We start from the raw sequence: 25,257 nt of genomic DNA, 5'->3' as shown, positions 1-25,257 counted from the left end.
GGCCCGTACCCGCCACGCACGCAGCCATCCTGCCGGACAGGTGTCTAGGCTTGGAGGTACAGCCCATCACACCCGGCCGACCACGACAGCCCACCACGACACAGATCCGAGGAATCCCGTGAGCGACATCCCATTCGGATTCGGCGTCCCTCCGGAGGAGCCCGAGGACGGCGACGAAGGCAAGCAGCGCAAGGGCGGTGGGGAGGGCGACGCCACCGGGGGAGCCGGGGGTCCGGGCAATCCGTTCGGTTTCGGGGGCGCGGGCCCCTTCGGCGCCAATCCCTTCGGCGCGGGCGGCGACAACCCCTTCGCCGCGATGTTCGGCTCCATGAATCCCGGTGACCTCGGCGCGGCCTTCCAGCAGCTCGGCCAGATGCTCTCCTACGACGGCGGCCCGGTGAACTGGGACATGGCGCGGGACATCGCCCGGCAGACCGTCGCCCAGGGCACCGCGGACGGCGTCAAGGACGCCTCCGTCAGCCGCGCCGACCGCGCGTGGGTCGAGGAGGCCGTGCGGCTGGCCGACCTGTGGCTGGACGGCGTGACGTCGCTGCCCTCGGGCGCCGGCACCGCCGTGGCCTGGAGCCGCGCGGAGTGGGTCGAGGGCACGCTCCCGGTGTGGAAGGACCTGGTGAACCCGCTCGCCGAGCGCGTGGCGGGAGCGATGGGCGACGTCATGCCGGAGGAGATGCAGGCCATGACCGGGCCGCTGCTCGGCATGATGCGCTCCATGGGCGGGGCGATGTTCGGCTCCCAGATCGGGCAGGCACTCGGCACCCTGGCCGGCGAGGTCGTCGGCTCGACCGACATCGGGCTGCCCCTCGCCCCCGCGGGCAAGGCGGCCCTGCTGCCGGCCAACACGGCGGCGTTCGGCGCCGGGCTCGGGGTGCCGATGGAGGAGGTGCGGCTGTATCTCGCCCTGCGTGAGGCCGCCCACCAGCGGCTCTTCGCGCACGTGCCGTGGCTGCGGGCCCATCTGTTCGGCGCCGTCGAGGGCTACGCGCGGGGCATCAAGGTGGACACCGCGCGGCTGGAGGAGGCGATCGGCCAGCTGGATCCGACGCAGCCCGAGCAGCTCCAGGAGGCCCTGCAGGGCGGCATGCTGCAGCCCGAGGACACCCCGGAGCAGAAGGCGGCGCTGGCCCGGCTGGAGACGGCGCTCGCGCTCGTCGAGGGCTGGGTGGACGCGGTGGTGCACGCCGCCGCGGCCCCGCACCTGCCGTCCGCGGGCGCGCTGCGCGAGACGCTGCGCCGCCGCCGGGCGACCGGCGGGCCCGCCGAGCAGACCTTCGCGACGCTGATCGGCCTGGAGCTGCGGCCGCGCCGGCTGCGGGACGCCTCGCGGCTGTGGGCGTCGCTGACGGACGCGCGCGGGGTCGACGGGCGGGACGGCCTGTGGGCGCACCCGGACATGCTGCCGACCGCCGCGGATCTCGACGACCCGGACGGCTTCGTGCACCGCGAGTCCCTGGACATCGACTTCTCCGAGCTCGACCGCATGCTCGGCGAGGCGGCGGACGGCACCGACGACACCGACAGCACGGACCGCGCCGACGACGCGGACGCCGGTGAGGGCGACGGCCCCGCCGACGGCCCGGCGAAGGGGGACAGCGGCAAGTGAGCACCCTGTACGCCGACGCCGTCGCCGTCCTGGAGGGCTGGCAGGCGCCCGGCGCCGAGCAGGACGTGCTGCGCAAGGACTACCTGGCGCATCTGGCCGCCCACGGCGAAGAAGGGCTGTGGAAGCCGTGCAGGGCCGGGCACATCACCGCGAGCGCGCTGGTGGTGGATCCGCCGCGGGAGCGGGTGCTGCTGACGCTGCACGCAAAGATCAGGATATGGCTGCAGATGGGCGGCCACTGCGAGCCGGAGGACGGCACGCTCGCGCGGGCCGCGCTGCGCGAGGCCACCGAGGAGTCGGGCCTGCCGGGGCTGCGGCTGCTGGCGCCGCGGCCGGTGCGGCTGGACCGGCACCTGACGCCCTGCGCCTGGCATCTGGACGTGCAGTACGCGGCGCTGGCCCCCGAGGGCGTGGAGCCGGTCATGAGCGACGAGTCGCTCGATCTGCGGTGGTTCGGCTACGACGAGGTCGCGGAGGTCGCCGACACCTCGGTGCGGACGCTGCTGGCGGAGACGCGCGCGCTGCTGTGAGCGTGCCGGAGGGCCGGGGAGGAGCGCGACACGCTCCCTCCCCGGCCCTCCCCGGCTTCTCCCGGCCGTCCGGTCAGTTCGACCAGATGTTGCCGGCGTTCTGCCCGCGGGCGCCCTGCTGCCCCATGCCGTACTGCGCGCGCAGGCCGCTGCCGATCTCGGCGTGCTGCGGCGGCATCTGCTCGCTGGGCTGCACCAGGACGTAGCCCTGCCCGACGAAGTTCAGCTCCCAGCCCTCGCCGGTGCTGCCGCGGCGGCGCCACACCGAGCTGCTGCTGGTCTGCGCCTGCATCTGGACCCGCAGGCCGGTGGACCAGGCGACGACGGCGTCCGCGTCGCACGACACGTACTTGTCCGGCGTGACCTGCATCATCAGCGGCTTGCCCGAGGTCATGAGGGCGACCTTGCCGTTGCCCGCGATGTTCAGGTTGTACTGGCCGGTGCCGGACAGGCCGAACTGGCTGTCCACCGCGATGACGTCCCAGTGCAGGCCGGAGTCGAGGGCGAGGACGTAGGCGCTGTCCACCGTCAGGCCGTCGTGGTCGACGTCGAGGATGTGGATCTGCTGCGCGAGGTTGGCGAGGTAGACGGTGCCCTGGCCGGAGCAGCGCATCAGGTCCAGCCCCTCGCCCGTACGGCGGCGGTTGCCGCGCTGCTGGTGGGACTGGTATTCGCCGTCGAACTCGATCATCCCCTGGTAGGCGACCATCGACCCCTTGCGCGCCAGGCAGTCCGGCCCGGTGGTGCCGTCGAGGCGCACCCGCAGCAGGTAGGAGTTCTGCAGGCTGTAGTGGTCCTGGTTCTGGACCTCGGTGTACGCGAACAGCGGACTCTGCATGATGTGTCGCTCCCCCTCAGCCCCGCGCCCGCAGGCGGTCGGTGCTGTCCTCGCTCGGCTGTACCACCACGAAGCCCTGCCCGGAGAAGGCGATCTGGAAGGCCTCCCCGCTGCCCCGCCCGATGAGCGAGCCGGCCCTGAAGCTCCGCTTGGCCTTCATCTTCAGGCCGGACGACCAGGCCACCAGCGCGTCCGGGTCGACGTACGTCTCGTCCTCGCCGCGGCCGCAGTCGACCACGATCGGGGTGCCGCGGGAGGTCACGGCGACCCATCCGCTGCCGGACACACCGACGTTGAACAGGCCCTGCCCGGCGAATTTCGCCAGGCCCTTGACCCGCTCGACACCCCAGCTCAGATGGGCGTCGAAGGCGAGCAGGTTGGTGCCGTTGACCGACACCGACTCGTTGTTCAGGTTCAGGCACACCACGTCGGCGCCGTAGTCGGCCAGGTAGAGCAGGCCGTCGCCGCTGCACTTCATGATGGGCGTGCTCTCACCGGTCAGCCAGGCCGAGGCCATCTGCCGCACCGCCGGGGGATTCGGCTCGTACTGCACATAGCCCTCGTAGGCGACCATGGAGCCGGTGCGCGCGAAGAGGTCCTGCCCGGTCACCATGGCGACCTTGAGCATGTGCGAACCGTGGTTCTCCATCCGGGCCGCCACCGGGGTGGGTGCGTAGCCCGCGATCATCTGCTGGTCCATGGCGGGTCACACCTCGTAGGGCTGGACGACGATGAAATTGCCGGGAGCGCCGCGGAACTGGAGGTTCACGGTCTCGCCGCTGTGGCCGGGGTAGGCGCTCCGGCGCAGCCGCACCTGGCTGGAGACGATCACCTGGGCGCCGGCCGACCACGCCACGACGGCGTTGCTGTCGGCGTAGGTGGTCGGGGTGACGGGCAGCACCACCGGGGTGCCGTGGGTCTTGACGATCACCGTGCCCGTGCCCTGGAAGAGCATGGTGAACAGCGCGCCGCCGGGGATGCCGTGGCCCTCGATCCGGCGCACCTCGTGCTGGAGGCCCTCGTCGAAGGCCAGCACGTTCTCCGCGGAGACGCAGATGGCGTCGTTCTGCAGCTCTATCGGATGCAGGTAGGCGGCGTTCTCGGCGAAGAAGACCTGGCCGTTGCCGGTGCAGCGCATGAGCTGCATCTCCTGGCCGGTCATGTTGCCGACGATCCGGCCGGTGAAGCCCGCGCCCTTGTAGGCGAAGTCGACCTTGCCCTGGTAGAGCACCATGCTGCCCTGCCGGGCGAGCACGGCCTGGCCGCCGCCCTGGGCGAGGTCGGCACGCATCATCTTCGGATTCTGCGCCGTCCAGCGCTGCCCGGTGGGCAGCTCGCGGTACTTCTGCATGACGACGGCCATGCCCGCGCCCTGCGTGGGAACGGGCGGCTGGCCGTAGCCGGCGGCCGGGGGCTGGCCGAAGGCGGGCTGCTGGCCGCCGAAGGGCGGCTGCGCGTAGCCGGGCGGGGGCTGCTGGCCGTATCCGGCGGGCGGGCCGGGCGGCTGGGCGTATCCGGGCGGGCCGGGCGGTGCGCTCTGGCCGGGGAAGCCGCCGGGCGCGCCCGGGGTGGGCCCGGGGGGCGGGACCTGGCCGAAGGGCGGTGCGGTGGGCCGGCCGAGCGGGGCGACCATGGTGGGCGCCTGGTGGACGTCGCCGGGCGGGGTGCCGAAGGCGGGCGGCGCGGGGGCCGGGGCGGGCGGCGGGGTGCCGAACGCGGGGGGCGCGGGGGCCGGGGGCGGGGTGCCGAAGGCGGGCGGGGCCTGGGCCGCCGGGGGCGGGGCGAAGCCCGGGGCGGGGGCGGGCGCGGCGGGGGGCGGGGCGAAGCCGGGGGCCGCGGAGGGCTCGGGCGCGGCCGGCTGCTCCTCGGCGACCTCGCCGCCGAAGTTCTGCAGCAGCGCGGCGAGCCCGCCGTCGAAGCCCTGGCCGACCGCGGCGAAGCGCCACACGTCCTTGAGGTAGATGTCGGCGAGCATCACGGCGCGCTCGGTGGAGAATTCCGCGCCGGTGAACGAATACCGCACGACCTCCTCGCCGCCCGCGACGAGCCGCAGGTAGCCGGGGCCGATCTGCGACATCCGGCCGTCGCCGTCGATGGTCGCGGTGAAGCTGAGCTTGTGCACCGCGGGGGGTATGCGGTCGAGCGTGACCCGGAAGGACTCGGTGTCACCGGACTGCGGGCCGAGCAGCTGGATCGATTCCTCGGGCGACTTCGGCTGGTTGAAGAAGACGAAGTAGCGGTCGTCCGACAGCTCTTCCTTGGCGTCCAGACCGAAGCAGCTGATGTCGAAGGTCAGGCCCGGCGCGGCGATCGAGACACCGACGTACAGATCCGTCCCCGAGGTCAGATCGCTGATCTTGGCCTTGTGACCGCGCTGGAATTCCCTGGCCATGGATCGACCGGCCCCCATCCCGTCTGGCGTGCGTGTACGTTGCGACAGGCTAACCGGTCGCGCCGGGGGCGGCTATTCCCCCATGGCCTTCGGGGCCCGGAGCTCGTCCCCCTCGTCCCGGCCGCCCCTGGCCTCGCGGTCCGCCACGCCCTCCAGGAAACCGCGGGCCCGCTCGGTGCGCGGATAGCTGTCCAGCAGCTTCCAGAAGGCCGGGCCGTGTCCGGGCACCAGCAGATGCGCCAGCTCGTGCAGCAGGACGTAGTCGATGACGTACTCCGGCATGCCCTGGAGCCGGTGCGACAGCCGGATGGTGCCCTCGGACGGCGTGCAGGAGCCCCAGCGGGAGTTCTGGTTGGTGACCCAGCGCACCGTGTCGGGCACGGCGCGGCCGTTGAGGTACTGGCCCGAGAGCCGTTCCGCGCGGGCGGCCAGCTCCGCGTCGCCGGGCGTGCGGCGGCTCTCCTGCGCGGCCAGCTTCTCCAGCATCACGGCCACCCAGCGCTGCTCCTCGGCCGTCGACATCCGGGCCGGGATCAGCACGACGGTGCGGTCGCCGTCGCGGTAGGCGGACACGGTCCGGCGCCGCCGGGCGCTGCGGCGGACTTCCACCGAGCTCGTCCGGTGGCCGCGGGCGGGCTGGCTGGCGGTATTGCGCGCTGGATCGGCCGACACGCTGTCGACCGTACCCGCTGTCCGTCCGGGAAGTCCCGTTTCCCGACCGGTTGCCTCAGGAATCACCTCGCTTCTTACGCATATTGAACGACTTCCTTCGCCGGACCCCCTCGGAGGCAGGTCGTCCACCTGCGTCTTTACGCCCCCGGAGAGGGTGCGGCGCGCACGGCGAGGGCGGGACCCGCGGCCCGGCCGTCGCTCTGGCCGACCAGCAGCACGCGGTCGCCGAGCGGGAGGGCGAAGTAGGGCATGACGCACGGATTGCCGAGCGCGGGGTAGTGGTGCCCCGCCGCGCACGTCGCGGCCTCGGCGGGCGCCCCGAACGCCGCGAGCACGTCCGCCGCGGTGCCGTGGACGCGGATCAGGTAGGTGGCCGTGCCGTCGGGGGTGCCGGCGGTGGCGTAGAAGCCGTCGGCCGCCCCGGCGAGGGTGTAGACCTCGAGCCCGGAGACCGGTGCGGAGCCGCCCGGCAGGTGCCCGGTCACGCGCAGGGCGTGCGTCCCCCCGGCCGGGGGGACGACGCGCACGGCGTCGAGCCGGTTCTTCCCGGCCGGGACGACGTACGCCGTTCCCGCCCCGTCCACGGCGCCGGGGCCCAGCCCGTCCGCCCCGGCGGCGTCGGTCAGGGCGGAGGTGTGCCCGTCGCGTACCGACCAGACCTGCCCGGCGTCCAGGACGACGAGCGAGCCGTCGGGCCGCGCCCCGATCGGCACCGGGCCGGTGAAGCGGTGGTCGGCGGGCAGTGCGGCGGGGGCCCCTTTCCCGGTCACGCGCAGCAGGGTCGCCCCGCGCCCCACCGCCAGGCTGCCGTCCGGGAGGGCGGTGAGCCCGAAGACGGTGGGCCCGGGCCCGAGGGAGGCGAACCGGCTGACCTCCCCCTGGGACGTCAGACGCAGGATCTCCGTGGAGCCGTCGGACGCCGTCCGGTGCGCCACATAGCCCGCACCGCCCCGCCCGGCGGCGACATGGCTGCCGTACGGGAGGTCGCTGACGTCGCGCTGCAACGGGAAGCCGCCCCCGAGGCCGTCCAGGTCGAAGGCCGCCACCGTCCCCGCCGCCGGGTCGGGCAGCCCCTCGGCTCCCTTGTGCCCGCCCCCGGAGCACCCCCCGAGCACCAGCCCGGCGACCACCGCGCCGAGCGCCGCGGCCCGGCCGGCCCGCCCTTTGCGGCTACGAGCCACTGACGTCCCCCTCCTGGGTGTCGAACCCGTCCTGGAACTGGCCGATGTAGGCGTCCGGGACGTGCTGCTCGCCCAGCCAGGTGTTGAAGCTGTTCACCGAGTTCGCGTCCGTCGACACGGTCTTCGTCGCCGGGTCGTACCAGGAAGGGTCCCCGGCCGGCGGTTTCATCCGGCCGGACCGGATGAGGCCCTGCACCACGGCCGGGGAGAAGGACTTGTACTGGTCGCGTGCCTGGTCCTTGTTGAGCGCTTCCTGGGATGCCGCGTTGCCGGTGCCGAAGGGGTCCTGGGTGGGTGCCGCGATCGTCCGGCCGATCGTGGCGAGGTTCTGCGAGTACTTGAGCCCCTTGGTCAGCACCTTCGGCGCCGTGCCCGGCGGAGCGGGGACGAAGCCGAAGAGCAGGCCCGCCGTGTTGAGGAGGGCGAGATTGCGCTTGTGGTCCTCGTCGATCTGCTGCGCCTGCGTGTAGTTGACGGCGACCTTCGCCTTGGTGAACAGCCCGGCGGTGTTGCCGATGGTGAGGAGGGCGTGGTCGGGGTCCGGCCCGGCGGCCGCCTCGGACACCTGCTCGTGCAGGGTCGTGTCGAACATCGCGGCGGCGTCCGGGTTGCCCTTGACGAACAGCTGCATCACGTTCTCCAGGTCGGTGGAGTTCGACCCCAGGCGGTGCAGCTGCGGGTCGTAGCCGTGCGTGTGGGAGGAGGAGTCGGCGGTCTTGATCGTACTGCCGAGGTCCTGCGCCCATGTGCCGGTGATGCCGGCCAGCGCCATCGAGGTGGCCTTGGGGTAGTCCGGGTAGTCCTGCCGGTAGCCCTGCTCGTGCTCGGTCTTGTTCATGTCGAAGAAGATGTCCTTCTCCTTCGCGGCGGCCGTGAGGATGTTGTCGGCCGCCTGCCCCGACTGGTCGATGTGGGCGGGGCTGCGGTCGGTGGCGGCGAAGGTGAGGACGGTGCCGACCGGCCCGGACTCGTCGATGTCGCCGTGCGGGCCGGGCGTCTGCCACGTGTGGTCGACGAGCTGCTGGGCGTTCTTCAGGCCGACGCCGTCAGGCTTGGTGAGCAGGTCGCGGGACGCCTGCGCGTTCTGCGCCAGGGCTCGCATGACGGCCAGGGAGGGATCGTTGGCCATGACCGCGTCGGTCAGCGCCTTGCCGTGGTCGGGGTCGCTCATCGAGGGGTCGAGGCCGATGTCCTGGTACCAGGTGTCGGGCTGCGGCCCGCTGTACGGGCTGGCACCGTAGCCGTACCACGAGCTACCGCCGGCTTGCGGGGTGTAGCCGGGCCGCAGGCCGCCGGGTCCCGCCTCCTGCTTCGCCCGCCACGTCAGCATGCGCGTGCCCACGTCGGACAGCACCGTCGGGTCCCAGGTGTTGCCGGGCGGGCCGTACGCGAAGAGCATGCCCGTGGCCCAGACCGCGCTGTCGGGCGGGTCGACCAGCGGCGCGAGGTAGTTCGGGGCGGGCCGGGGGTAGTCCCCCTTCACCGCCAGGGTGGACATCACCTGGGTAGCCCTGCCGAACTGCGCCAGCGTCCGCTGCGACTCCTTGCTCAGGGGGAGGCCCTTCTTCGCGCCGTCCTTGTCCAGCAGCGCGTTGGCCACCTGCGTCGAGTCGGCGATGCCCCCGGCCTGCATGAAGGCGGTCATGTAGGCCGTGTCGCCCTGGTGGTCGTCGAGCGACTGCCCGATCTCGGCGATGGTCTGCCGGGACGCGGCGTCGTCGGGGTGGTCCAGCGCGTTCTTGAGCTCGGCGGCCTCCTGCTGGGCCTCCTGCGCCGTGTTGATGTCCTTGGTGTCCCAGGGGATGTTGACCCAGTTCCCGTCCGGGGTGCAGAAGGCGGCCCCGTCCGGCTGGTGCAGAAGGTTCAGGGCCTCGTCGGCGCGCAGACCCATCTTCGCGGCGTCGTCCCCCACCTGGGACGCCTGCTGGTGGAGCTGGCCGATGTTGAGCGTGCCGCCCCACTCGTCGAATCTGGTGCGTGTGGCCGGTGCGACCCGGGTGAGTACGTCCGCGAGATCTTTCAGCCGATCCGCCAGGACTCGCAACCGATGGGGATCCACCCCTGCGAAATCACTCATTGCCTTCCCCCCATTGTCGGCGTCCGGTCACTCCGCCGGGTGACGCGGACCGTGTGGTGTCCGGGACCTCACGCGTGCCCGTGGTATTTCCGGTCACTGGCCGCCTGGTCCTTCTGGGCCTTGGCGATCAGCCGCTGCTCCTCCGCCGGGAAGCTGTCGAAGAGCCGGCCCAACGACGACATGCGCCCGTTGAAGTCGGAGGCCCAGGTGTCCGCCGTGGCCCCCACCCATGTCTTGGCGCCCATCACGTCGTGGACCTTCTTCAGCGCCGCCCGGACGTCCGCCACGTCGGCCTCGATCTTCCCCATGTCCGTTCGGCACACGTTCTCGAGCCGGTCGTCGTCGGGTACGCCCACGCGCGACTCGCCCCCTCTCGGTCAGGCCGCTTCTGCTACGGACCTGTCCGGCACTCTAGGCGTCGCCAGGAACGGTCGAACACGCTTTGCCCAACCGCAACCGGTGCCACAGGACGCCTCCTCGGGGTGGACACGCAGAGTGACGGCGTGCGTATCCTGACCCGCTCTTGACCGGGCAGCCGGTGGGGCCAGGCACAATGGCGAGGTGACCGACGCGAAATGAGGCGCGCATGTCCGATCTTCCGCGCAAGGCTGTGACCCGCACCGCGAAGCTGGCTGCACTGCCCCTGGGATTCGCCGGGCGGGCCACGCTCGGGCTCGGAAAGCGGCTCGGGGGCAGGCCGGCCGACGAGGTGGCCGTCGAGTTGCAGGAGCGCACCGCGGAGCAGTTGTTCAAGGTGCTGGGCGAGCTGAAGGGCGGGGCCATGAAGTTCGGCCAGGCCCTCTCGGTCTTCGAGTCGGCGCTGCCCGAGGACGTCGCGAGCCCCTACCGCGCGGCGCTGACCAAGCTCCAGGAGGCGGCCCCGCCGTTGCCGGCCCGCACCGTGCACCGGGTGCTGGCCGAGCGGCTGGGCGCGGACTGGCGCTCGCTGTTCGCCGAGTTCGAGGACACGCCGGCCGCGGCCGCGTCGATCGGGCAGGTGCACCGCGCGGTGTGGGGCGACGGCCGCAAGGTCGCGGTGAAGGTGCAGTATCCGGGCGCGGGGGCGGCGCTGCTCTCGGACCTGTCGCAGCTGGGCCGGGTGGCGCGGCTGTTCGGGCCGCTGGTGCCGGGCATGGACGTCAAGCCGCTGCTGGCCGAGCTGCGCGAGCGGGTCGCCGAGGAGCTGGACTACGCCCTGGAGGCGGCGGCGCAGCACACCCACGCGGTGGAGTTCGCCGGGGATCCGGACGTGGTGGTGCCCGATGTGGTGCACCAGGCCGACCAGGTGCTGGTCACCGAGTGGATGGACGGGGTGCCGCTGTCGGAGGTGATCTCCGGCGGCAGCCAGGAGATGCGCGACCGGGCGGGCCAGCTGCTGGCGCACTTCCTCTTCGCGGGACCGGCGCGCACGGGCCTGCTGCACGCCGATCCGCACCCGGGCAACTTCCGGCTGCTGACGGACGAGGGCCCGGTGTCGGGCTGGCGGCTGGGCGTGCTGGACTTCGGCACGGTCGACCGGCTGCCCGAGGGGCTGCCGCTGCCGATCGGCACCGCGCTGCGGCTGGCGCTGGAGGGCGAGGCGGAGGAGGTGCACGCGATGCTGCGCGAGGAGGGCTTCGTCAAGCCGACGATCACGCTCGACTCCGACGCGGTGCTCGACTACCTCAAGCCGATCATCGAGCCGGCCGGGCGCGAGGAATTCTCCTTCGACCGGGCGTGGATGCGCGCGCAGGCGGCCAGGATCGCCGATCCCCGCTCGCCCGCGCACCAGCTGGGCAAGCAGCTGAACCTGCCGCCGTCGTATCTGCTGATCCACCGGGTGACGCTGAGCACGGTGGGTGTGCTGTGCCAGCTGGGGGCCACGGTGCGGTTGCGGGCGGAGCTGCAGGAGTGGCTGCCGGGCTTCGACCCCGGGGATGCCGGGGATACCGGGAAGTCCGCGCCGGGCGACGGCGCCGCGTCCGGGTGAGGGCGGGCGGCGGGCGCTGCGGTCACCACCAGGAGGAGTCGAGCCGGCTCTCGATGCTGCGCAGATGGCGGCGGGCGCAGTCGTCGCAGAAGTAGACGCGGCGGCCGTTCTCGACGGAGCACGTCCAGGTCAGCGGCAGTCCCTCGCGCGTGGCCCCGCAGCGCGCGCAGGTGGTGGTGGTCTGGTCGTTCTTGTGATCCACCGGGTGACGATACCTCCTCCCCCGCACTGTTCGTCGGCACCACGCACCGCGGGGCCGGTCCTTTCGGACCGGCCCCGCGGTGTCGTTGGTGCCAGGTGGTGCTGAGTGGTGCTGGGTGGTGCCAGGCGGTGCGGCCGTTACTGCATCACGGCCAGGGCCAGCGCCCGCCGGGCCCGCAGCGAGGCGCGCTCGGCGCGCCGCTGGAGCCGCCGGGCGGCCAGCAGGTGGGAGGCCCTGCGTTCTTGCTCGGCCTCCGACATCCGCTGTTGCATATGGGCACGGGCCAGGGCTTCAGGCATGAGTTGCATGTGGTGGTTCCTGTTCTGGTGCGACGCCATCGCGTCGGGGGTACGAGCGGTCTGTTCGAGGCGGCTGGAAGTCATCGGGGCCTGATTCATCGGATCGTGGGTGGCGGGACGGTCGATCGTCCCCGGGGTGGTGAACCTGCGCGTGTTCATACCGCGACCGCGTTCTTGCGCGGACGGCCACGCGGACGCTTGCGGGGCACGACGACACCCTGGATGAACAGCTCGCCGCCCCAGACACCCCAGGGCTCACGGCGGTCCTTGGCGCCGGCGAGGCAGGCCTCGCGGACCGGACAGGTCTGGCAGAGGGACTTGGCGTACTCCACGTCGGCCGGGGACTCGGCGAAGAAGACCTCCGGGTCGTAGGTGCGGCACGGGACGGGCACGCCGAGGCGCTCGATCTCGTCGTCGAGCTCGGTGAGGGGAAGCAAGGTGGTCTCCGGGGGCTGTGCGGGCGGGCGGCTCGGGTCGGGGGCGGGTCCGGACGGTGCGTGCTGGGCGGTGTGCACGGTGTGTTCGTTCCTCGTCTTTCGGGCCGGCCGGTCGGCCGGTGTGCTGTTGTGTCTGTCGCGGGCGACAGCCGTTCGTTCTGCGACGGAAAACAGAAGGGCCGCGGATCCCGGTCTGGGATTCCGCGGCCCTGAGGTGCCGACCTGATGCGATGTCAGGCTGGATCACTCCAGGGTTCGAGCCCGCGGAAGGCCCACTTGCCGTACTGCTGCGTCTTCTGCTGTCCATTGCCAAAGCCATGGGCGCCTGCTGCGCCGATGACGGTCCTGGTGCCGGCGCCCGCCGCCGCTGCCGCGGAGCCGAAGGCATACGCCTTCGCCTGCGCTGCCGCTACCGCGGACGCCTCGGTCGGTCGCTCACTGCGCAGCCGCGCAGCCGGGGCGGCCGCGGGGAGCACGGAGGACATCAGACCGGTGGCAGCCGAGGGCATGCCGAGGAGGCAGGTGGCGACCGGACGATCGGTCAGTTTCGTGATCAGAATCTGCGTGGACATCTGGCTCGCCTCCTCTCGGCGTCTCGTAAGGCTGATGGACCGTTCTTGCGTATTACATCACGGTCGGGCGGGCTCTTGGAAGAGCCGTTCTCAACCGCGCTCGTGAAGGCTATGGGGACCTCCGCGGGATGCGCAAACTATTTTTCGGCTCCTTCTTCGGATTCCTCGGAAGATTCCTGCACGGGCTCCCCCGCGCACAGCGCGAGCACGTCGGCCCCGAACTTGTCGAGCTTGCGGGCCCCCACGCCGGGGATGACCGCGAGGCCTCCGGCGTCCTCCGGCCTGACCTCGGCGATCGCCAGCAGCGTGCGGTCGGTGAAGACGCAGTAGGCCGGCTGGCCGAGCGCCTTGGCCTGTTCCGAGCGCCAGGCACGCAGCCGCTCGAAGAGGGCCTCGTCCAGATCCGACGGGCAGTCCTCGCAGCGCATCAGCTTGATCTCGCGGGCGTCCGACAGGGTGCGCCCGCACACCCGGCACAGCACCGGGCCGCCGCGCCGCTTGCGCCCGCCGGAGCCGCGCTCCGCCCCGCCCGCGCCGCCGCCCGCGGTGCGGGCGCCGCGCGGCGCGGAGCCGGGCCGCAGCCCGTCCAGGAAGCGGGAGGGCTTGCGGGTGCCGCGGCCGCCGGGCGAGCGGGACAGCGCCCAGGACAGCGACAGGTGCTCGCGGGCGCGGGTGACGCCGACGTAGAGCAGCCGGCGCTCCTCCTCGACCTGCTCGTCGGTCTTGGCGTAGGTGATGGGCAAGGTGCCCTCGGTCAGGCCCACGACGAAGACGGCGTCCCACTCCAGGCCCTTGGCCGCGTGCAGCGAGGCGAGCGTGACGCCCTCCACGGTCGGGGCGTGCTGCACCCCCGCCCGCTCGTCAAGCTCGGCCACGAAGTCGGCGAGCGTCGCGGCGGGGCGGGCGGTCGCGAAGTCCTCCGCGAGGCGCACCAGCGCGGCCAGCGACTCCCAGCGGTCCCGCACCGCGCCGGAGCCGGCGGGCGGCTCCGAGGCCCAGCCGCGGGAGCTGAGCACCGCCCGCACCTGGTCCGCCACGCCTGCCGCGGTCTCCTCCGGATCGGCGGACGCGCGGGCGGCGCCGCGCAGCAGCATGCCCGCCTCGCGCACCTCGGGCCGCTCGAAGAAGCGCTCGGCGCCGCGCAGCTGGTAGGGCACCCCGGCGTCGGCGAGCGCCTGCTCGTAGACCTCGGACTGGGCGTTGATCCGGAAGAGCACCGCGATCTCGCTGGCCCGCACTCCGGAATCCATCAGCTCGCGGATCCGCTTGGCGGCGCCGGCGGCCTCGGCAGGCTCGTCGGTGTATTCGGTGTAGGAGGGCTCGGGGCCCGCCTCGCGCTGCGAGACCAGCTCCAGGCGGTGCGCGGCGGCCTGCCCGCGGGCCTGGCCGAGCAGCCCGTTGGCCAGGGCCACCACCTGGGGCGTCGAGCGGTAGTCCCGCACCAGCTTGACGACCGTGGCGTCCGGGTAGCGGGAGCGGAAGCCGAGCAGGTGGTCGGGGGTGGCGCCGGTGAAGGAGTAGATGGTCTGCGACGCGTCGCCGACCACGCACAGCGTCTCCCGGCCGCCGAGCCACAGGTCGAGCAGCCGCTGCTGGAGCGGGCTGACGTCCTGGTACTCGTCCACCACGAAGTGCTGGTACTGCGAGCGGACGGTGTCGGCGACGTCCGGCCGGTCCTGGAGCACGCCGACGGTCAGCAGCAGCACGTCCTCGAAGTCGATCATGCCGCGGTCGCGCTTGAGCTGCTCGTACGTGGAGTAGATCCGGGCGACCTCGGCGGGATCGCGCGGTACGTCCCGCCCCGTCTTGGCGGCGACGGCCGGGTAGTCCTCGGGCACGGTCTGGGTGACCTTGCACCACTCGATCTCGCTGGTCACGTCCCGCAGCTCGTTGCGGTCCAGCCGGATGCGGCTGCGCGCTCCCGCCTCGGCGACCAGCTGGACCTTGCGCTCCAGCAGCCGGGGCATCTCGCCGCCGATGGCGCGCGGCCAGAAGTACTGGAGCTGGCGCAGGGCCGCGGAGTGGAAGGTGCGGGCCTGGACGCCGCCCGCGCCGAGCTGCCGCAGCCGGCCGCGCATCTCGCCGGCCGCCCGCGCGGTGAAGGTGACCGCGAGCACGCTCGCCGGCTGGAGGATGCCGGCCCGCACCCCGTAGGCGATCCGGTGGGTGATCGCCCGGGTCTTGCCCGTGCCGGCACCGGCCAGCACGCACACGGGGCCGCGCAGCGCGGTCGCCACCGCGCGCTGCTCGGGGTCGAGGCCGTCGAGCACCGCGTCCGCCGACTCCGGCGCCGAGGGGAAGAGCGTGTCGTGGGTTGTCGCAGTCACACCGCCACTCTGCCAGGTCCGGCGGACAGCCCGGGAAAGTTATCCACAGCCCCCACCCGAACCGGGCGTGCCAGGAACCCGGTCCGGCCCGCGGACCTGGTGCGACGCGGCGGGCGGACGGTGTTCCGGAATGCCGGCCGGGGGCCGGACGTTAGAGGGTTGCCAGAATCTCTCGCGACGAGGAGCGACCACCGATGCCGGGCACCGTGACCATGTACAGCACCAGCTGGTGCGGCTACTGCCGCCGACTGAAGTCCCAGCTGGACCGCGAGGGCATCGCCTACACCGAGATCAACATCGAGGAGCATCCGGAGTCGGCGAAGTTCGTCGAGGAGGCGAACGGCGGCAACCAGACCGTGCCCACCGTCCAGGTCGTGCCGTCCTCCGGCGCCGAGGTCGTCATGACCAACCCGAGCCTGGCCCAGGTCAAGCAGGCCCTGGGCGTCTGAGCCGGCGCCCGCCCCGCCCGGCTCCCGCCGCCCCGCCCCCGCCCCCCGCGCTCACGGGCGGGGCAGCGGGGCGCCGTACCACTCCTCGATGAGCCGGGCGGCGATCGAGATCCCGAACGGCGGCAGCACCTCGCCGGAGGAGAAGGCCGCGCGCAGGTCCTCGCGGGAGAACCAGCGGGCCTCGTGGATCTCCTCGCCGTCGACGTTGATCTCCGAGGAGACGGCGCGTGCGAAGAAGCCGAGCATCAGGCTGGACGGGAAGGGCCACGGCTGGCTCGCCATGTACGTGACGTCGTCGCCGACCGTGACGCCGACCTCCTCGGCGACCTCGCGGCGCACCGCCGCCTCGATCGACTCGCCGGGCTCGACGAAGCCGGCCAGCGTCGAGAAGCGGCCTTCGGGCCAGTGCAGCTGGCGGCCCAGCAGCGCGCGGTCCTGGTCGTCCGTGACGAGCATGATCACCGCGGGGTCGGTGCGCGGGTAGTGCTCGGTCAGGCACGCGGGGCAGCGCCGGATGTGGCCCGCGGCGGCGATGACGGTGCGCTCGCCGCAGCGGGAGCAGAAGCGGTGCATGCGCTGCCAGTTCTCCAGCGCCACCGCGTGCACCATGAGGCCCGCCTCCAGCGGCGCGAGCAGCCCGCCGACCTCGCGCAGCCCGGCGGGCCGGGCCGCGCCGTCCATCCGGCCCGGCAGCGCGTCCTTCTGGAGGGCGAAGTAGCGCACGCCGTCCGGCGCGATCCCGAGGAAGTAGCGGTGCATCTCGGTCTCCGGCGCGTCGAACGCCGGGGTCATGACCAGGTCGGTGCGGCCGTCGGGGCCGTCCTCGACCAGCACCTGCCCGCCGGAGACCACGAAGACCCGGGTCGTCGGATGGCTCCACGCCGCGGCGAGCCATGCCTCGTCCGTCCGGTGGTGCGCGGCGCGGTCCACCCCCGTGTAGGTGAGAGCGAGCGGGCGGTCCTTCGCGTCAAGTCCGGTCAAGGTCGTTTCCATCTCCCCGTCGAGCGTGGGTACGTACACCGGCGCACCACCTTGTCGTCCGGCAGATGCCAACTACCGGCGGCCAGGGAAATTCCCGGTGACGGTACGGATTCGCCACGTCGTCCGAGGTGGAGCGCGCCCTATGCAGCGTAGCCCGGCTCGCGGTGCGCCCGCGGAACGGGACCTCCCGGCGGCCACCGTCCTCCCGGTCCTGCCCGGTCATTCCCCGGCCAGCAGCCGTTCCAGCGCGGTGCGGCCGGGCAGCGCGGCCGGGCGCACGATCTCGCCGCTGCGCACGAAGAGGAAGGCCGCGGACACCCGCTCGGGCGGCACCCCCAGCATCTCCGCCCAGGCCAGCCGGTAGACCGCCAGCTGCATCGGGTCGGCGGTCGCGGCCGGGTCTCGGCCGGTCTTCCAGTCGACGATCTCGTACGTGTACGGGTCCGGGCCGGGTTCCTGGTGCGCGTCCGCGCCTTCCGGCCCGCCCGTTGCCACGGCGTGGCGGTATACCGCGTCGATCCGGCCCCGCACGACCCGGCCGCCCAGCGTGAGGTGCACCGGCACCTCGACCCGGTAGGGGGTGCGGTCGGCGTAGGGGCTGCGCAGGAAGGCCTCCTTGAGGGCCGTCAGGTCGGCCTCGTCGGCGATCTCGTCGCCGCCCTCGATGCCGGGCAGGTCCTCGGGCCCGAAGAGCGGGCGGGCGTCGAAGCGGGATTGGACCCAGGCGTGGAAGCGGGTGCCGCGGCGGGCGGCGGGCGCGGGCGGGTGCGGCAGCGGGCGGGCCAGCTCGCGGGCCAGCGTGTCGGGGTCGGTGGCCAGCAGCATGAGCTGGCTCGCGGTGAGCGTGGCGGGCAGCGGGACGTCCCGCACGGTGGCGCGGGAGCGGCGCAGTTCGTCGGCCAGCGCCTCCAGGTCGCGGTCCCAGGACGCGACGAGCCGCGCCTCGGCCGCGTCCAGCCCGTCCCCGCCCGCCGGGTCCGTGCCCGCGCCGTCCCCGTCCGCCGCGTCGGCGTCGGCGGCCTCCCGCGCCCCGGGGATCGCGCCCGGCCCGCCGGCGTACGCCTGCGCGCCCTCCTCCCCCGCCGCGTACGCGAGCACCCGGCGGGCCGCCCCGCGGCGGCGGTGCAGCGCCTGCGCGTCCAGGGGCAGCGGCCAGGCGGGCTCGGCGACCTGTTCGAGTGCGGGGTTGGCGGCGCCCTGCTCCGGCTCGTCGGCCCAGGCCTCGATCTCGCCGTACCCGGCCTCGCAGTGCTCGCGCAGGGCCTGGAGGAAGGCGGAGGGCCCGAAGGGGGACTTCTGCGTCGGCCCCCACCAGTGGCCCGAGCCCAGCAGCAGGGAGCGGGGCCGGGTGAAGGTGACGTAGCCGAGCCGCAGCTCCTCGACGCGCTGGTGCTCCTTCATGGCCTCCTTGAAGCCGTCGAGCCCGGCGCGCGTCCACTCCTGGACGTCCGGCAGCGTGGCGGCGTCGCCGCGCAGCCCGTGCGGCAGCACCTTGGCGTTGACCGGCCACAGCTCGCGCCCGCGGGTGCTCGGGAAGCCCCGGTCGACCAGGCCCGGCACCACCACCACGTCCCATTCCAGCCCCTTGGACTTGTGCGCGGTCAGCACCTTGACGGTGTTCTCGCCGCCCGGCAGCGAGCTGTCCAGGCCCTTCTCGTACTCGGCGGCGGTGCGCAGGAAGCCCAGGAAGGCCAGCAGCGTCGCCTCGCCGTCCAGGGCCGCGAAACCGGCCGCGACGTCCAGGAAGCGGGTGAGCGTCTCGCGGCGGCGGGCGGCAAGGGCGTGCGGGGAGGCCGACAGCTCGACCTCCAGGCCGGTGACGCCCAGCACCCGGTGCAGCACGTCCATCAGCGGATCGGCCAGCGAGCGGCGCAGCTCGCGGATCTCGGTCGCGAGCCGCGCGAAGCGCACCCGGGCCTCGGCGGAGAAGGGCAGGCCGTCGTCGGGGCCCGGGAGGTCGGCGAAGGTCTCCAGCGCGTCGGCGAGCGACACGACCTCGGCCGGGTCGACGCCCTCCACGGCGGCGGCCAGCCGGTCCCGCCCCTCCTCGCCCGCGTCCGCGCCGTGGCGGACCAGCAGCCGGGCGCGGCGGCCGAGCAGCGCCAGGTCGCGCGGGCCGATCCGCCAGCGCGGCCCGGTCAGCAGCCGCACCAGCGACGCGTTGGCCGTCGGGTCGTGCAGCACCTCGCACACCGCGACCAGGTCGGCGACCTCCGGCAGGTGCAGCAGCCCGGACAGGCCCACGACCTCGACCGGCACCTCGCGGGCCACGAGCGCCGCGTGGATCTCCGGGAAGTGCGCGGCGGTGCGGCACAGCACGGCGATGCCGCCGGGGGGTGTGCCGGTGCGCACCAGGTGGGCGACGGAGTCGGCGAGCCAGGCCGTCTCCTCCGCCTGGGTGGGCAGCAGGGCGCAGCGCACCAGCCCGTCGTGCTCGGCGCCGGGCGCGGGGCGCAGCGCCTCGACGCCCTCGTGGCGGGCGCGCAGCTCGGCGGCGAGGGTGTTGGCCAGGTCCAGCAGCCGGCCGCCGGAGCGGCGGTTCTCGCTGAGCGAGTAGCGGTCGGCGGGGCGCCCGTCGGCGTACGGGAAGTGCTCCGGGAAGTCGTCGAGGTTGGCGACGCTCGCGCCGCGCCAGCCGTAGATGGCCTGGCAGGGGTCGCCGACGGCGGTGACGGCGTGGCCCGTGCCGCCGCCGAAGAGCCCGGCGAGCAGCAGCCGCTGGGCGACGGAGGTGTCCTGGTACTCGTCGAGCAGCACCACGCGGTACTGCCCGCGCAGCGCGGCGCCGACCTCGGGGCGGGTCTGCGCGAGCGTCGCGGACAGCGCGATCTGGTCGCCGAAGTCCAGCAGGTCGCGCTGCCGCTTGCCCTCGCGGTAGGCGGCGGCCAGCCCGGCGAGGTCGCGGCGGGCGGCGACCGCCTGGCGGACGTCCTTGACCCAGGCCCAGCCGCGGCGGGCGGGGTCGAGCTCTGCCAGCTCCGCCGCCAGCCGCTCGTCGTGGTCGCGCAGCCGCTCGGGCGGCACCAGGTGCTCGGCCAGCTCACCGGCGAGCGCCAGCAGATCCCCGACGAGCGTGGGCAGGCCCTTGGTGAGCGCCGGGTAGGGCCCGGGAGCGGCCCGCAGCACCTGTGCGGCCAGCTGGTAGCGGGTGGCGTCGGCCAGCAGCCGGGCGGTCGGCTCCAGGCCGATGCGCATGCCGTGGTCCTTGAGCAGCTGCCCGGCGAAGGCGTGGTAGGTCGAGATCTGCGGCTCGCCGGGGTGCTCGGCCCCCGGTTCGGCCCCGGGGTCGTACGGCTCGCGCCCGCCGGGGGCGTCGCCGTCCGTCACGCCTGCCTGGGCGAGCGCCCTGCGGACGCGCTCGGCCAGTTCGCCGGCCGCCTTGTTGGTGAAGGTCAGGCCCAGCACCTCTTCGGGCGCGACCTGGCCCGTACCGACGAGCCAGACCACCCGGGCGGCCATGACCGTGGTCTTGCCGGAGCCCGCGCCGGCCACGATCACGCCCGGGGCGAGGGGCGCGACGATGCACGCCGTCTGCTCCGGGGTGAACGGGATGCCCAGCAGCTCCTTCAGCTGCTCGGGCGATTCGATGCGGGTCGCCACCCGTGGAGGCTATCCGGAGCCGCCGACACCGGACGGCGCCGGCCTGCTGCGATACCCCGCGCAGGGGGCACCGCGGCAGGCCCGTCCGGCTGGTCAGATGTGCAGGCCGCCCGGACCGCCGACCTTGCTCGGGTCGAGGGTCATGGAGGGCGGCGGCGCCGTCACGTTCGGCTGCTTGCCGAAGTCGGAGAAGACCATGAGCATCGGCTGGCCCTCGTTGGTGCCCTCCGCCCGCAGGATGACGGGGTTGTCGCCCGTCGTGACGGATATGGTCGTCTTGTCCGCGCCGTCGGTCTCGATGAGCTGGAAGACCTGCTGGCCGCCCACCGTGGCCGTCCGGCCCTTGTCGAGCCTGCTGGAGTCGTCCCCGTCGTCCTCGCTGAGCGTGTCCATCATGCCGTTGAGGTCGCACATGGTCTTGAAGTTGTCCTCGTCGTCCGAGTCGAACTCGGCCGAGGGGATCTTCACCCACTTGTCGCCGATCACCCGCGCGGACTCGGCGTCGGCGTTCGTCGTCCAGAAGGTGTTGTCGCCCTTCATGTACGTGTAGTCGCCGCCGGTGAAGATCAGCTGGACCTTGCCCTCGCCCATGTCCACGGCGAGCGCGCACTTGTCCGTCGTCGTCAGGGTGCCCTTGATGTGCATCTGCCCGCTGTCCTCGTCACTGCCGGACAGCTCGTACGTCATGGCGCCGGAGTCGCGCATGTCCTGCTCGGCGCGCTTGAGGACCTCGTCCGCCGTCTGGTCCGCGAACGGGTCGGCGGCCTTCGTCGGCGCCGACGTCGTCACGACGGGCTTCATCAGCGGGGCCGCGTCGTCCCCCTTGTCACCGCCGCATCCGGTGAGTGCGGCGCCCCCCGCCGCGACGGCGCAGAGCGCCGCGATGAACGTTCGTGTGGCCGGCATGAGCCGTACCCCCTCGATCCCAGTGCCGGCAACGCCCGCACGGGCGCGCTTCCCCACCCCGGGTGGCACAGGAAAACCATAGCGGTCGCCACTGACACGCAAAGCCGCGCCCTTTCCCGTACGTTGCCCGCACTTGTCCGCCACGGCACGGCCATGTGCCGGTCATCGTCCGGTCAAGAGCCCGTCATTCGACGATGTGCCGCCCCTCGGGGCGGGCGGTGCAGGAGGCGCGGAAGGCGCAGTGCGCGCAGTGCTGGCCGGCGGCCGGGGTGAAGCGCTCGTCCAGCACCCGGGCCGCGGCCGTGGCCAGCAGCTCCTCGGCCCACTCCCCCGCGAGCGGCTCCTGCCGCTGCACCACGGGTGCGGTCTCGCCGCCGTCGCGGCGGGACGCGCCCAGCCGCAGCTGGACGAGTTCGGCGCCGCCCGCGGGCGGGGTGTCGCCGCCGAACAGCGGGTCGACGGCGCCCTCCCGTACGGCCAGCTGGTAGACGGCCAGCTGCGGGTGGCGGGCCACCTCGGCGGCGGTCGGCTTGGCGCGGCCGGTCTTGAAGTCGACGACATAGGCCGCGCCCTGGGCGTCCGTCTCGACCCGGTCCATGCTGCCGCGGATCCGCACCTGCGCGTCGCCCGCGGCAAGGGTGACGTCGAAGTCGTGCTCGGAGGCGACGGGGGTGCGGCCGCGCTCCGTGACGTGCCAGCGCAGGAAGCGCTCCAGGGCCGCGCGGGCGTTGTCCTTCTCCTGCCGGGATTTCCAGGGGGCGTCGAAGGCGAGCGCGTCCCACACGTTGTCCAGCCGGGCCATCAGCACGTCCAGGTCCGCGGGCGCGCGGCCGGACGCGACCTCGTCGGCCAGTACGTGCACGACGTTGCCGAAGCCCTGCGCCGCCGTCGCGGGCGGCTCCGCCTTGACCTCGCGGCCCAGGAACCACTGCAGCGCGCAGGTGTTGGCGAGCTGGTCCAGCGCGCTGCCGGACAGCGCGACCGGCTGGTCGCGGTCGCGCAGCGGTACGGCCGAGGCGGTCGGCTCGTACAGGCCCCACCAGCGGCCCGGGTGCGCGGCCGGGACCAGCGGGTGGCCGTCGTCGTTCAGCGCCGCGAGCCGGGCCAGGCGGCGGGCGGCGGCGTCCCGCAGCGCCGGGGAGGCCGCCGGGTCGACGGCGGTCGCCCGCAGCTCCGCGACCAGCGCGGCCACCGCGAGCGGGCGGCGCGGCCGGTGCGTCACGTCCTGCGGCGGCACGCCCAGCTCGGCGAGGAAGCGGGACGGCTGGTCGCCGTCGTCCGCGGCGGACCGCACCGCCGTCACGAGCAGCCGCTCCGACGCGCGGGTCGCGGCGACGTAGAACAGCCGCCGCTCCTCCGCGAGCAGCGCGCCCTGGCTCAGCGGCGGGGCGATGCCGTCGCGGCCGATCCGGTCGGCCTCCAGCAGCGAGCCGCGGCGGCGCAGGTCGGGCCACACGCCCTCCTGCACGCCCGCGACCACCACGAGCCGCCACTCCAGGCCCTTCGCGCGGTGCGCGGTCATGAGCCGCACCGCGTCCGGGCGGACCGTGCGGCCGCTCAGGGTGTCGGCGGCGATGTCGTGGTGGGACAGCTCCTCCAGGAAGTTCAGGGCGCCGCGGCCGCCCGTGCGCTCCTCCGCGCGGGCCGCGGACTCGAACAGCGCGCACACCGCGTCCAGGTCGCGGTCGGCGTTGCGGCCCGCGGCGCCGCCGCGCAGGGCGGCCCGCTCCAGGCGGGCCGCCCACGGGGTGCCGTCCCACAGCGCCCACAGCGCGTCCTCGGCGGTGCCGCCCGCCGCGAGCACGGCGCGGGCCCGCCCCAGCAGCGCGGCGAGGCGCCGGGGGGCGCGGGCGTACGAGGCGTCGTGCGCGGCGAGCCGCTCCGGCTCGCTGAGCGCCTCCGCGATCAGCTCGTCCGACGGCCGCGGTACGGCGACCCCGGCCGCCCGCTCCTCCTCCCGCAGCGCCCGCCCCAACCGCCGCAGATCCCCGGCGTCCATCCCCCCGAGCGGCGAGCCCAGCAGCGTGAGCGCGTCCTCGACCCCGACCCGTACGCTGCGCGGCGTCTCCGGGCGACCCGCCTGCGCGGAGTCCGCTGCCGCCAGGTCCGCTGCCGCGGGGGGCGGTACGGAGTCGGCGCCGGGCGCCGCTGCCGCGGAGGGCGGTACAGATCCCGTACCGGGTGACCCTTCCGCCGGGGGCGGTACGCAGCCGGTGCTGGGCGCCGCTGCCGCGGAGGGCGGTACGCAGCCGGTGCCGGGCGCCGTTCCCGCCGGGTCCCCGGCGTTCCTCCGCGCACGGCTCTCGACGGCTTGGCTGCGCGGCGCGGAGGTGTTCTGACCCGGCGCGTCCGGGGGCGGGACGTCACCCGGCGCGGCCGCGGGCGCCCCGCGGCCCGAGGCCTCCGCGGCCGGTGCGAGAGGGGTCCCCGGCGCGGCGGTTTTCGCGCCTGAGGCGCCCCCGGGCAGCAAGCCCTCGGGCAGGGGGTCGCCCCCGGGCGCTCCGCCCTCGGCCTCCGCCGCCGGCGCGGAAGGGGCCACCGGCGCGGAAAGTCTCGTACCCGGCGCGCCCCCGAGCAGCGCGTCGCCCCGGGGCGCTCCGTGGCCCGGAGCCTCCGCCGCCGGCGCGGGAGAGGCCACCGGCGTGGCGATGTCCTCACCCGGCGCGTCCACGTGCCGGACGTCACCCGGCGCGCCCGCTGCCTCCCCGGGCATCGCGTCACCCAGCGCATCCACGTGCCGGACGGCACCCGGCGCGCCCGCTGCCTCCCCGGGCATCGCGTCACCCAGCGCATCCACGTGCCGGACGGCACCCGGGGCGTCCTCGGGCAGGACGTCGACCGGCACACCCGGCGCGTCCTCGGGCCGGACGGCACCCCGCGCGTCTCCGGGGAGGAGGGAGGTGGCGGTGAGGCGGAGGGACAGGAGGAGGGGGGTCAGGGCGGGGTCGGTGTGGAGGGGGGTGGTGGAGGGGGGGAGGTCGATGGGGACGCCGGCCGAGGTGAGGGCGCGGCGGAGGGGGGCGAGGGCGGCGGTGGAGCGGGTCAGGACGGCCATGTCGTGCCACGGCAGCCCGTCCTCCAGATGCGCGCGCCGCAGCGTGTCCGCGACGGACTCGACCTCGGCGCCCGGCGTCGGGTACGTGCGGACGGCCACCGTGCCGCCCGGCGCGAGCGCGGCCGGCGCGCGGTGGGCGCGTACCGCGGCGGCGGGCAGCCGGGGCAGCGGCATACGCGCGGCAATCTGCCGGGTCGCCGCCAGCAGCCCGGCCCGCGCCCGCCGCGAGGCGCGCAGCACCTGGACCGGCGCGGGGCGCCCGTCGCGCCGCGGGAAGTGCTCGGGGAAGCCGAGGATGCCGTTCACGTCGGCGCCGCGGAAGGCGTAGACGGACTGGTCCGGGTCGCCGAACGCGACCAGCGTGCGCCCCTGCCCCGCGAGCGCCCGCAGCAGCCGCACCTGCGCCGGGTCCGTGTCCTGGTACTCGTCGACGTACACCGCGTCGTAGCGGCGCGACAGCCGCTCGTACACCTCGGGGCGCCGGGCCAGCAGCACCGCGCGGTGGACGAGCTCGGCGTAGTCGACCATCCCGCCCAGCTCCGTGACCTCCAGGTATTCGTCCAGAAAGGCCGCCGCAGCGGTCCAGTCGGGGCGGCCGATACGGGTCGCGAAGGCGGCGAGCGCGTCCGGGCCGAGGCCCAGCTCGCGGGTGCGGGCCAGCACCGCGCGCACCTCGTCGGCGAAGCCGCGCGTGGTGAGGGCGGCCCGCAGGTCCGCGGGCCAGCGCACGCGGCCCAGGCCCTCCCGCTCCAGCGCCGGCTGCCCGGCGAGCAGCTCGCGGACCAGCAGGTCCTGCTCGGGCCCGGACAGCAGCCGGACGGGTTCCTCGAAGGCCTCGGGGCTCTGCTCCTCCCGGACCAGGGCGTAGCAGAAGGAGTGGAAGGTGCTCGCGTGCAGCCCGGCGAGGCCGCGCGCGGCCATCCGGTCGCGCAGGTCGACGGCGGCGCGGCGGCCGAAGGTCAGGACGAGGACGCGGTCCGGCGCGGTCCCGGCGCGCACCCGGGCGAGCACGGACTCCACGAGCGTCGTCGTCTTGCCCGTGCCGGGCCCGGCGAGCACCAGCAGCGGACCGTCCCCGTGCTCAACCACCGCCCGCTGGTCCGCGTCCAGCACAGGGGGCCGTACGGGCTCCGGCGGGGTCCGCAGCAA

At 74.2% G+C, this 25,257-nt stretch carries 20 protein-coding genes; 4 read left to right on the top strand and 16 right to left on the bottom strand.

From position 1 onward, the window contains the following. Window positions 1–118: 118 nt before the first annotated feature. Entirely contained in the window at window positions 119–1,621 is a 1,503-nt protein-coding gene (locus ACH4SL_RS12210; protein ID WP_398444195.1) for a zinc-dependent metalloprotease, read from the top strand. Next, window positions 1,618–2,151, top strand: coding sequence for an NUDIX hydrolase (locus ACH4SL_RS12205; RefSeq protein WP_398444193.1), 534 nt, complete (start codon window positions 1,618–1,620; stop codon window positions 2,149–2,151). Before ACH4SL_RS12210 ends, ACH4SL_RS12205 begins: the two co-directional genes overlap by 4 nt. 73 nt (window positions 2,152–2,224) lie before the next feature. Here the strand turns inward: ACH4SL_RS12205 and ACH4SL_RS12200 are convergent, their stop codons facing one another. From ACH4SL_RS12200 to ACH4SL_RS12170, 7 genes are all read right to left on the bottom strand, one after another. Next, window positions 2,225–2,989 carry an AIM24 family protein gene (locus tag ACH4SL_RS12200; protein ID WP_398444191.1) on the bottom strand — a complete coding sequence of 255 codons (765 nt, stop codon included), beginning with the start codon at window positions 2,987–2,989 and terminating at the stop codon, window positions 2,225–2,227. A 16-nt stretch (window positions 2,990–3,005) separates the two neighbouring features. Then, window positions 3,006–3,689 (bottom strand): AIM24 family protein, encoded by a 684-nt coding sequence (locus ACH4SL_RS12195; protein ID WP_398444189.1) that lies wholly within the window; start codon window positions 3,687–3,689, stop codon window positions 3,006–3,008. A gap of 6 nt (window positions 3,690–3,695) precedes the next feature. Further along, the gene (locus tag ACH4SL_RS12190; protein ID WP_398444186.1) at window positions 3,696–5,381 is read right to left on the bottom strand and encodes a TerD family protein; all 1,686 of its coding nucleotides are present in this window, start codon (window positions 5,379–5,381) and stop codon (window positions 3,696–3,698) included. 72 nt (window positions 5,382–5,453) lie between these two features. After that, window positions 5,454–6,053 carry a M48 family metallopeptidase gene (locus ACH4SL_RS12185; RefSeq protein WP_398444184.1) on the bottom strand — a complete coding sequence of 200 codons (600 nt, stop codon included), beginning with the start codon at window positions 6,051–6,053 and terminating at the stop codon, window positions 5,454–5,456. A gap of 137 nt (window positions 6,054–6,190) precedes the next feature. After that, on the bottom strand, window positions 6,191–7,234 hold the full coding sequence (locus tag ACH4SL_RS12180; RefSeq protein WP_398444182.1) for a hypothetical protein: 1,044 nt from the start codon (window positions 7,232–7,234) through the stop codon (window positions 6,191–6,193). Further along, window positions 7,224–9,311: a hypothetical protein gene (locus ACH4SL_RS12175; RefSeq protein WP_398444179.1), complete on the bottom strand. Its 2,088-nt coding sequence runs from the start codon at window positions 9,309–9,311 to the stop codon at window positions 7,224–7,226. Before ACH4SL_RS12175 ends, ACH4SL_RS12180 begins: the two co-directional genes overlap by 11 nt. A 68-nt stretch (window positions 9,312–9,379) precedes the next feature. After that, the gene (locus ACH4SL_RS12170) at window positions 9,380–9,667 is read right to left on the bottom strand and encodes a hypothetical protein (protein WP_398444177.1); all 288 of its coding nucleotides are present in this window, start codon (window positions 9,665–9,667) and stop codon (window positions 9,380–9,382) included. Window positions 9,668–9,897: 230 nt separating this feature from the next. Here ACH4SL_RS12170 and ACH4SL_RS12165 point away from each other — a divergent pair, with 230 nt between their 5' ends. Then, window positions 9,898–11,280: an ABC1 kinase family protein gene (locus ACH4SL_RS12165; RefSeq protein WP_398444175.1), complete on the top strand. Its 1,383-nt coding sequence runs from the start codon at window positions 9,898–9,900 to the stop codon at window positions 11,278–11,280. Window positions 11,281–11,302: 22 nt separating this feature from the next. On the opposite strand, the gene ACH4SL_RS12160 is transcribed toward ACH4SL_RS12165, so the two are convergent. The 5 genes from ACH4SL_RS12160 to ACH4SL_RS12140 form a co-directional block, all read right to left on the bottom strand. Beyond that, window positions 11,303–11,482: a hypothetical protein gene (locus ACH4SL_RS12160; RefSeq protein ID WP_398444173.1), complete on the bottom strand. Its 180-nt coding sequence runs from the start codon at window positions 11,480–11,482 to the stop codon at window positions 11,303–11,305. 137 nt (window positions 11,483–11,619) lie between these two features. Further along, the gene (locus ACH4SL_RS12155) at window positions 11,620–11,940 is read right to left on the bottom strand and encodes a hypothetical protein (protein WP_398444171.1); all 321 of its coding nucleotides are present in this window, start codon (window positions 11,938–11,940) and stop codon (window positions 11,620–11,622) included. After that, window positions 11,937–12,296, bottom strand: coding sequence for a WhiB family transcriptional regulator (locus tag ACH4SL_RS12150; protein WP_398444169.1), 360 nt, complete (start codon window positions 12,294–12,296; stop codon window positions 11,937–11,939). Before ACH4SL_RS12150 ends, ACH4SL_RS12155 begins: the two co-directional genes overlap by 4 nt. A gap of 155 nt (window positions 12,297–12,451) precedes the next feature. After that, on the bottom strand, window positions 12,452–12,790 hold the full coding sequence (locus ACH4SL_RS12145) for a hypothetical protein (RefSeq protein WP_398444167.1): 339 nt from the start codon (window positions 12,788–12,790) through the stop codon (window positions 12,452–12,454). Between the two features lie 137 nt (window positions 12,791–12,927). Continuing rightward, complete coding sequence (locus tag ACH4SL_RS12140; protein WP_398444165.1) at window positions 12,928–15,117, bottom strand: ATP-dependent DNA helicase UvrD2; 2,190 nt, start codon at window positions 15,115–15,117, stop codon at window positions 12,928–12,930. Window positions 15,118–15,311: 194 nt separating this feature from the next. Here ACH4SL_RS12140 and ACH4SL_RS12135 point away from each other — a divergent pair, with 194 nt between their 5' ends. Beyond that, window positions 15,312–15,566, top strand: coding sequence for a mycoredoxin (locus tag ACH4SL_RS12135; RefSeq protein ID WP_398444163.1), 255 nt, complete (start codon window positions 15,312–15,314; stop codon window positions 15,564–15,566). A 51-nt stretch (window positions 15,567–15,617) separates the two neighbouring features. On the opposite strand, the gene nudC is transcribed toward ACH4SL_RS12135, so the two are convergent. The 4 genes from nudC to ACH4SL_RS12115 form a co-directional block, all read right to left on the bottom strand. Next, the gene (nudC, locus tag ACH4SL_RS12130) at window positions 15,618–16,559 is read right to left on the bottom strand and encodes an NAD(+) diphosphatase (RefSeq protein WP_398445288.1); all 942 of its coding nucleotides are present in this window, start codon (window positions 16,557–16,559) and stop codon (window positions 15,618–15,620) included. A 207-nt stretch (window positions 16,560–16,766) separates the two neighbouring features. Further along, the gene (locus tag ACH4SL_RS12125; protein ID WP_398444160.1) at window positions 16,767–20,147 is read right to left on the bottom strand and encodes a UvrD-helicase domain-containing protein; all 3,381 of its coding nucleotides are present in this window, start codon (window positions 20,145–20,147) and stop codon (window positions 16,767–16,769) included. Between the two features lie 93 nt (window positions 20,148–20,240). Then, complete coding sequence (locus ACH4SL_RS12120; protein WP_398444158.1) at window positions 20,241–21,053, bottom strand: hypothetical protein; 813 nt, start codon at window positions 21,051–21,053, stop codon at window positions 20,241–20,243. Window positions 21,054–21,237: 184 nt separating this feature from the next. After that, the gene (locus tag ACH4SL_RS12115; RefSeq protein WP_398445286.1) at window positions 21,238–25,257 is read right to left on the bottom strand and encodes a UvrD-helicase domain-containing protein; all 4,020 of its coding nucleotides are present in this window, start codon (window positions 25,255–25,257) and stop codon (window positions 21,238–21,240) included.

The organism is Streptomyces sp. NPDC021020, from assembly GCF_044333285.1.
Taxonomy (GTDB): domain Bacteria; phylum Actinomycetota; class Actinomycetes; order Streptomycetales; family Streptomycetaceae; genus Actinacidiphila.
This window is presented reverse-complemented; position numbering and strand designations above follow the sequence as displayed.

What these genes read in the sequence shown, in the direction of transcription:
- ACH4SL_RS12195 (WP_398444189.1), bottom strand. Translation starts at nt 3,689, where the DNA reads ATGGACCAGCAGATGATCGCGGGCTACGCACCCACCCCGGTGGCGGCC.
- ACH4SL_RS12155 (WP_398444171.1), bottom strand. Translation starts at nt 11,940, where the DNA reads ATGAACACGCGCAGGTTCACCACCCCGGGGACGATCGACCGTCCCGCC.
- ACH4SL_RS12145 (WP_398444167.1), bottom strand. Translation starts at nt 12,790, where the DNA reads ATGTCCACGCAGATTCTGATCACGAAACTGACCGATCGTCCGGTCGCC.
- ACH4SL_RS12190 (WP_398444186.1), bottom strand. Translation starts at nt 5,381, where the DNA reads ATGGCCAGGGAATTCCAGCGCGGTCACAAGGCCAAGATCAGCGATCTG.
- ACH4SL_RS12135 (WP_398444163.1), top strand. Translation starts at nt 15,312, where the DNA reads ATGCCGGGCACCGTGACCATGTACAGCACCAGCTGGTGCGGCTACTGC.
- ACH4SL_RS12165 (WP_398444175.1), top strand. Translation starts at nt 9,898, where the DNA reads ATGTCCGATCTTCCGCGCAAGGCTGTGACCCGCACCGCGAAGCTGGCT.
- ACH4SL_RS12175 (WP_398444179.1), bottom strand. Translation starts at nt 9,311, where the DNA reads ATGAGTGATTTCGCAGGGGTGGATCCCCATCGGTTGCGAGTCCTGGCG.
- ACH4SL_RS12120 (WP_398444158.1), bottom strand. Translation starts at nt 21,053, where the DNA reads ATGCCGGCCACACGAACGTTCATCGCGGCGCTCTGCGCCGTCGCGGCG.
- nudC (WP_398445288.1), bottom strand. Translation starts at nt 16,559, where the DNA reads ATGGAAACGACCTTGACCGGACTTGACGCGAAGGACCGCCCGCTCGCT.
- ACH4SL_RS12200 (WP_398444191.1), bottom strand. Translation starts at nt 2,989, where the DNA reads ATGCAGAGTCCGCTGTTCGCGTACACCGAGGTCCAGAACCAGGACCAC.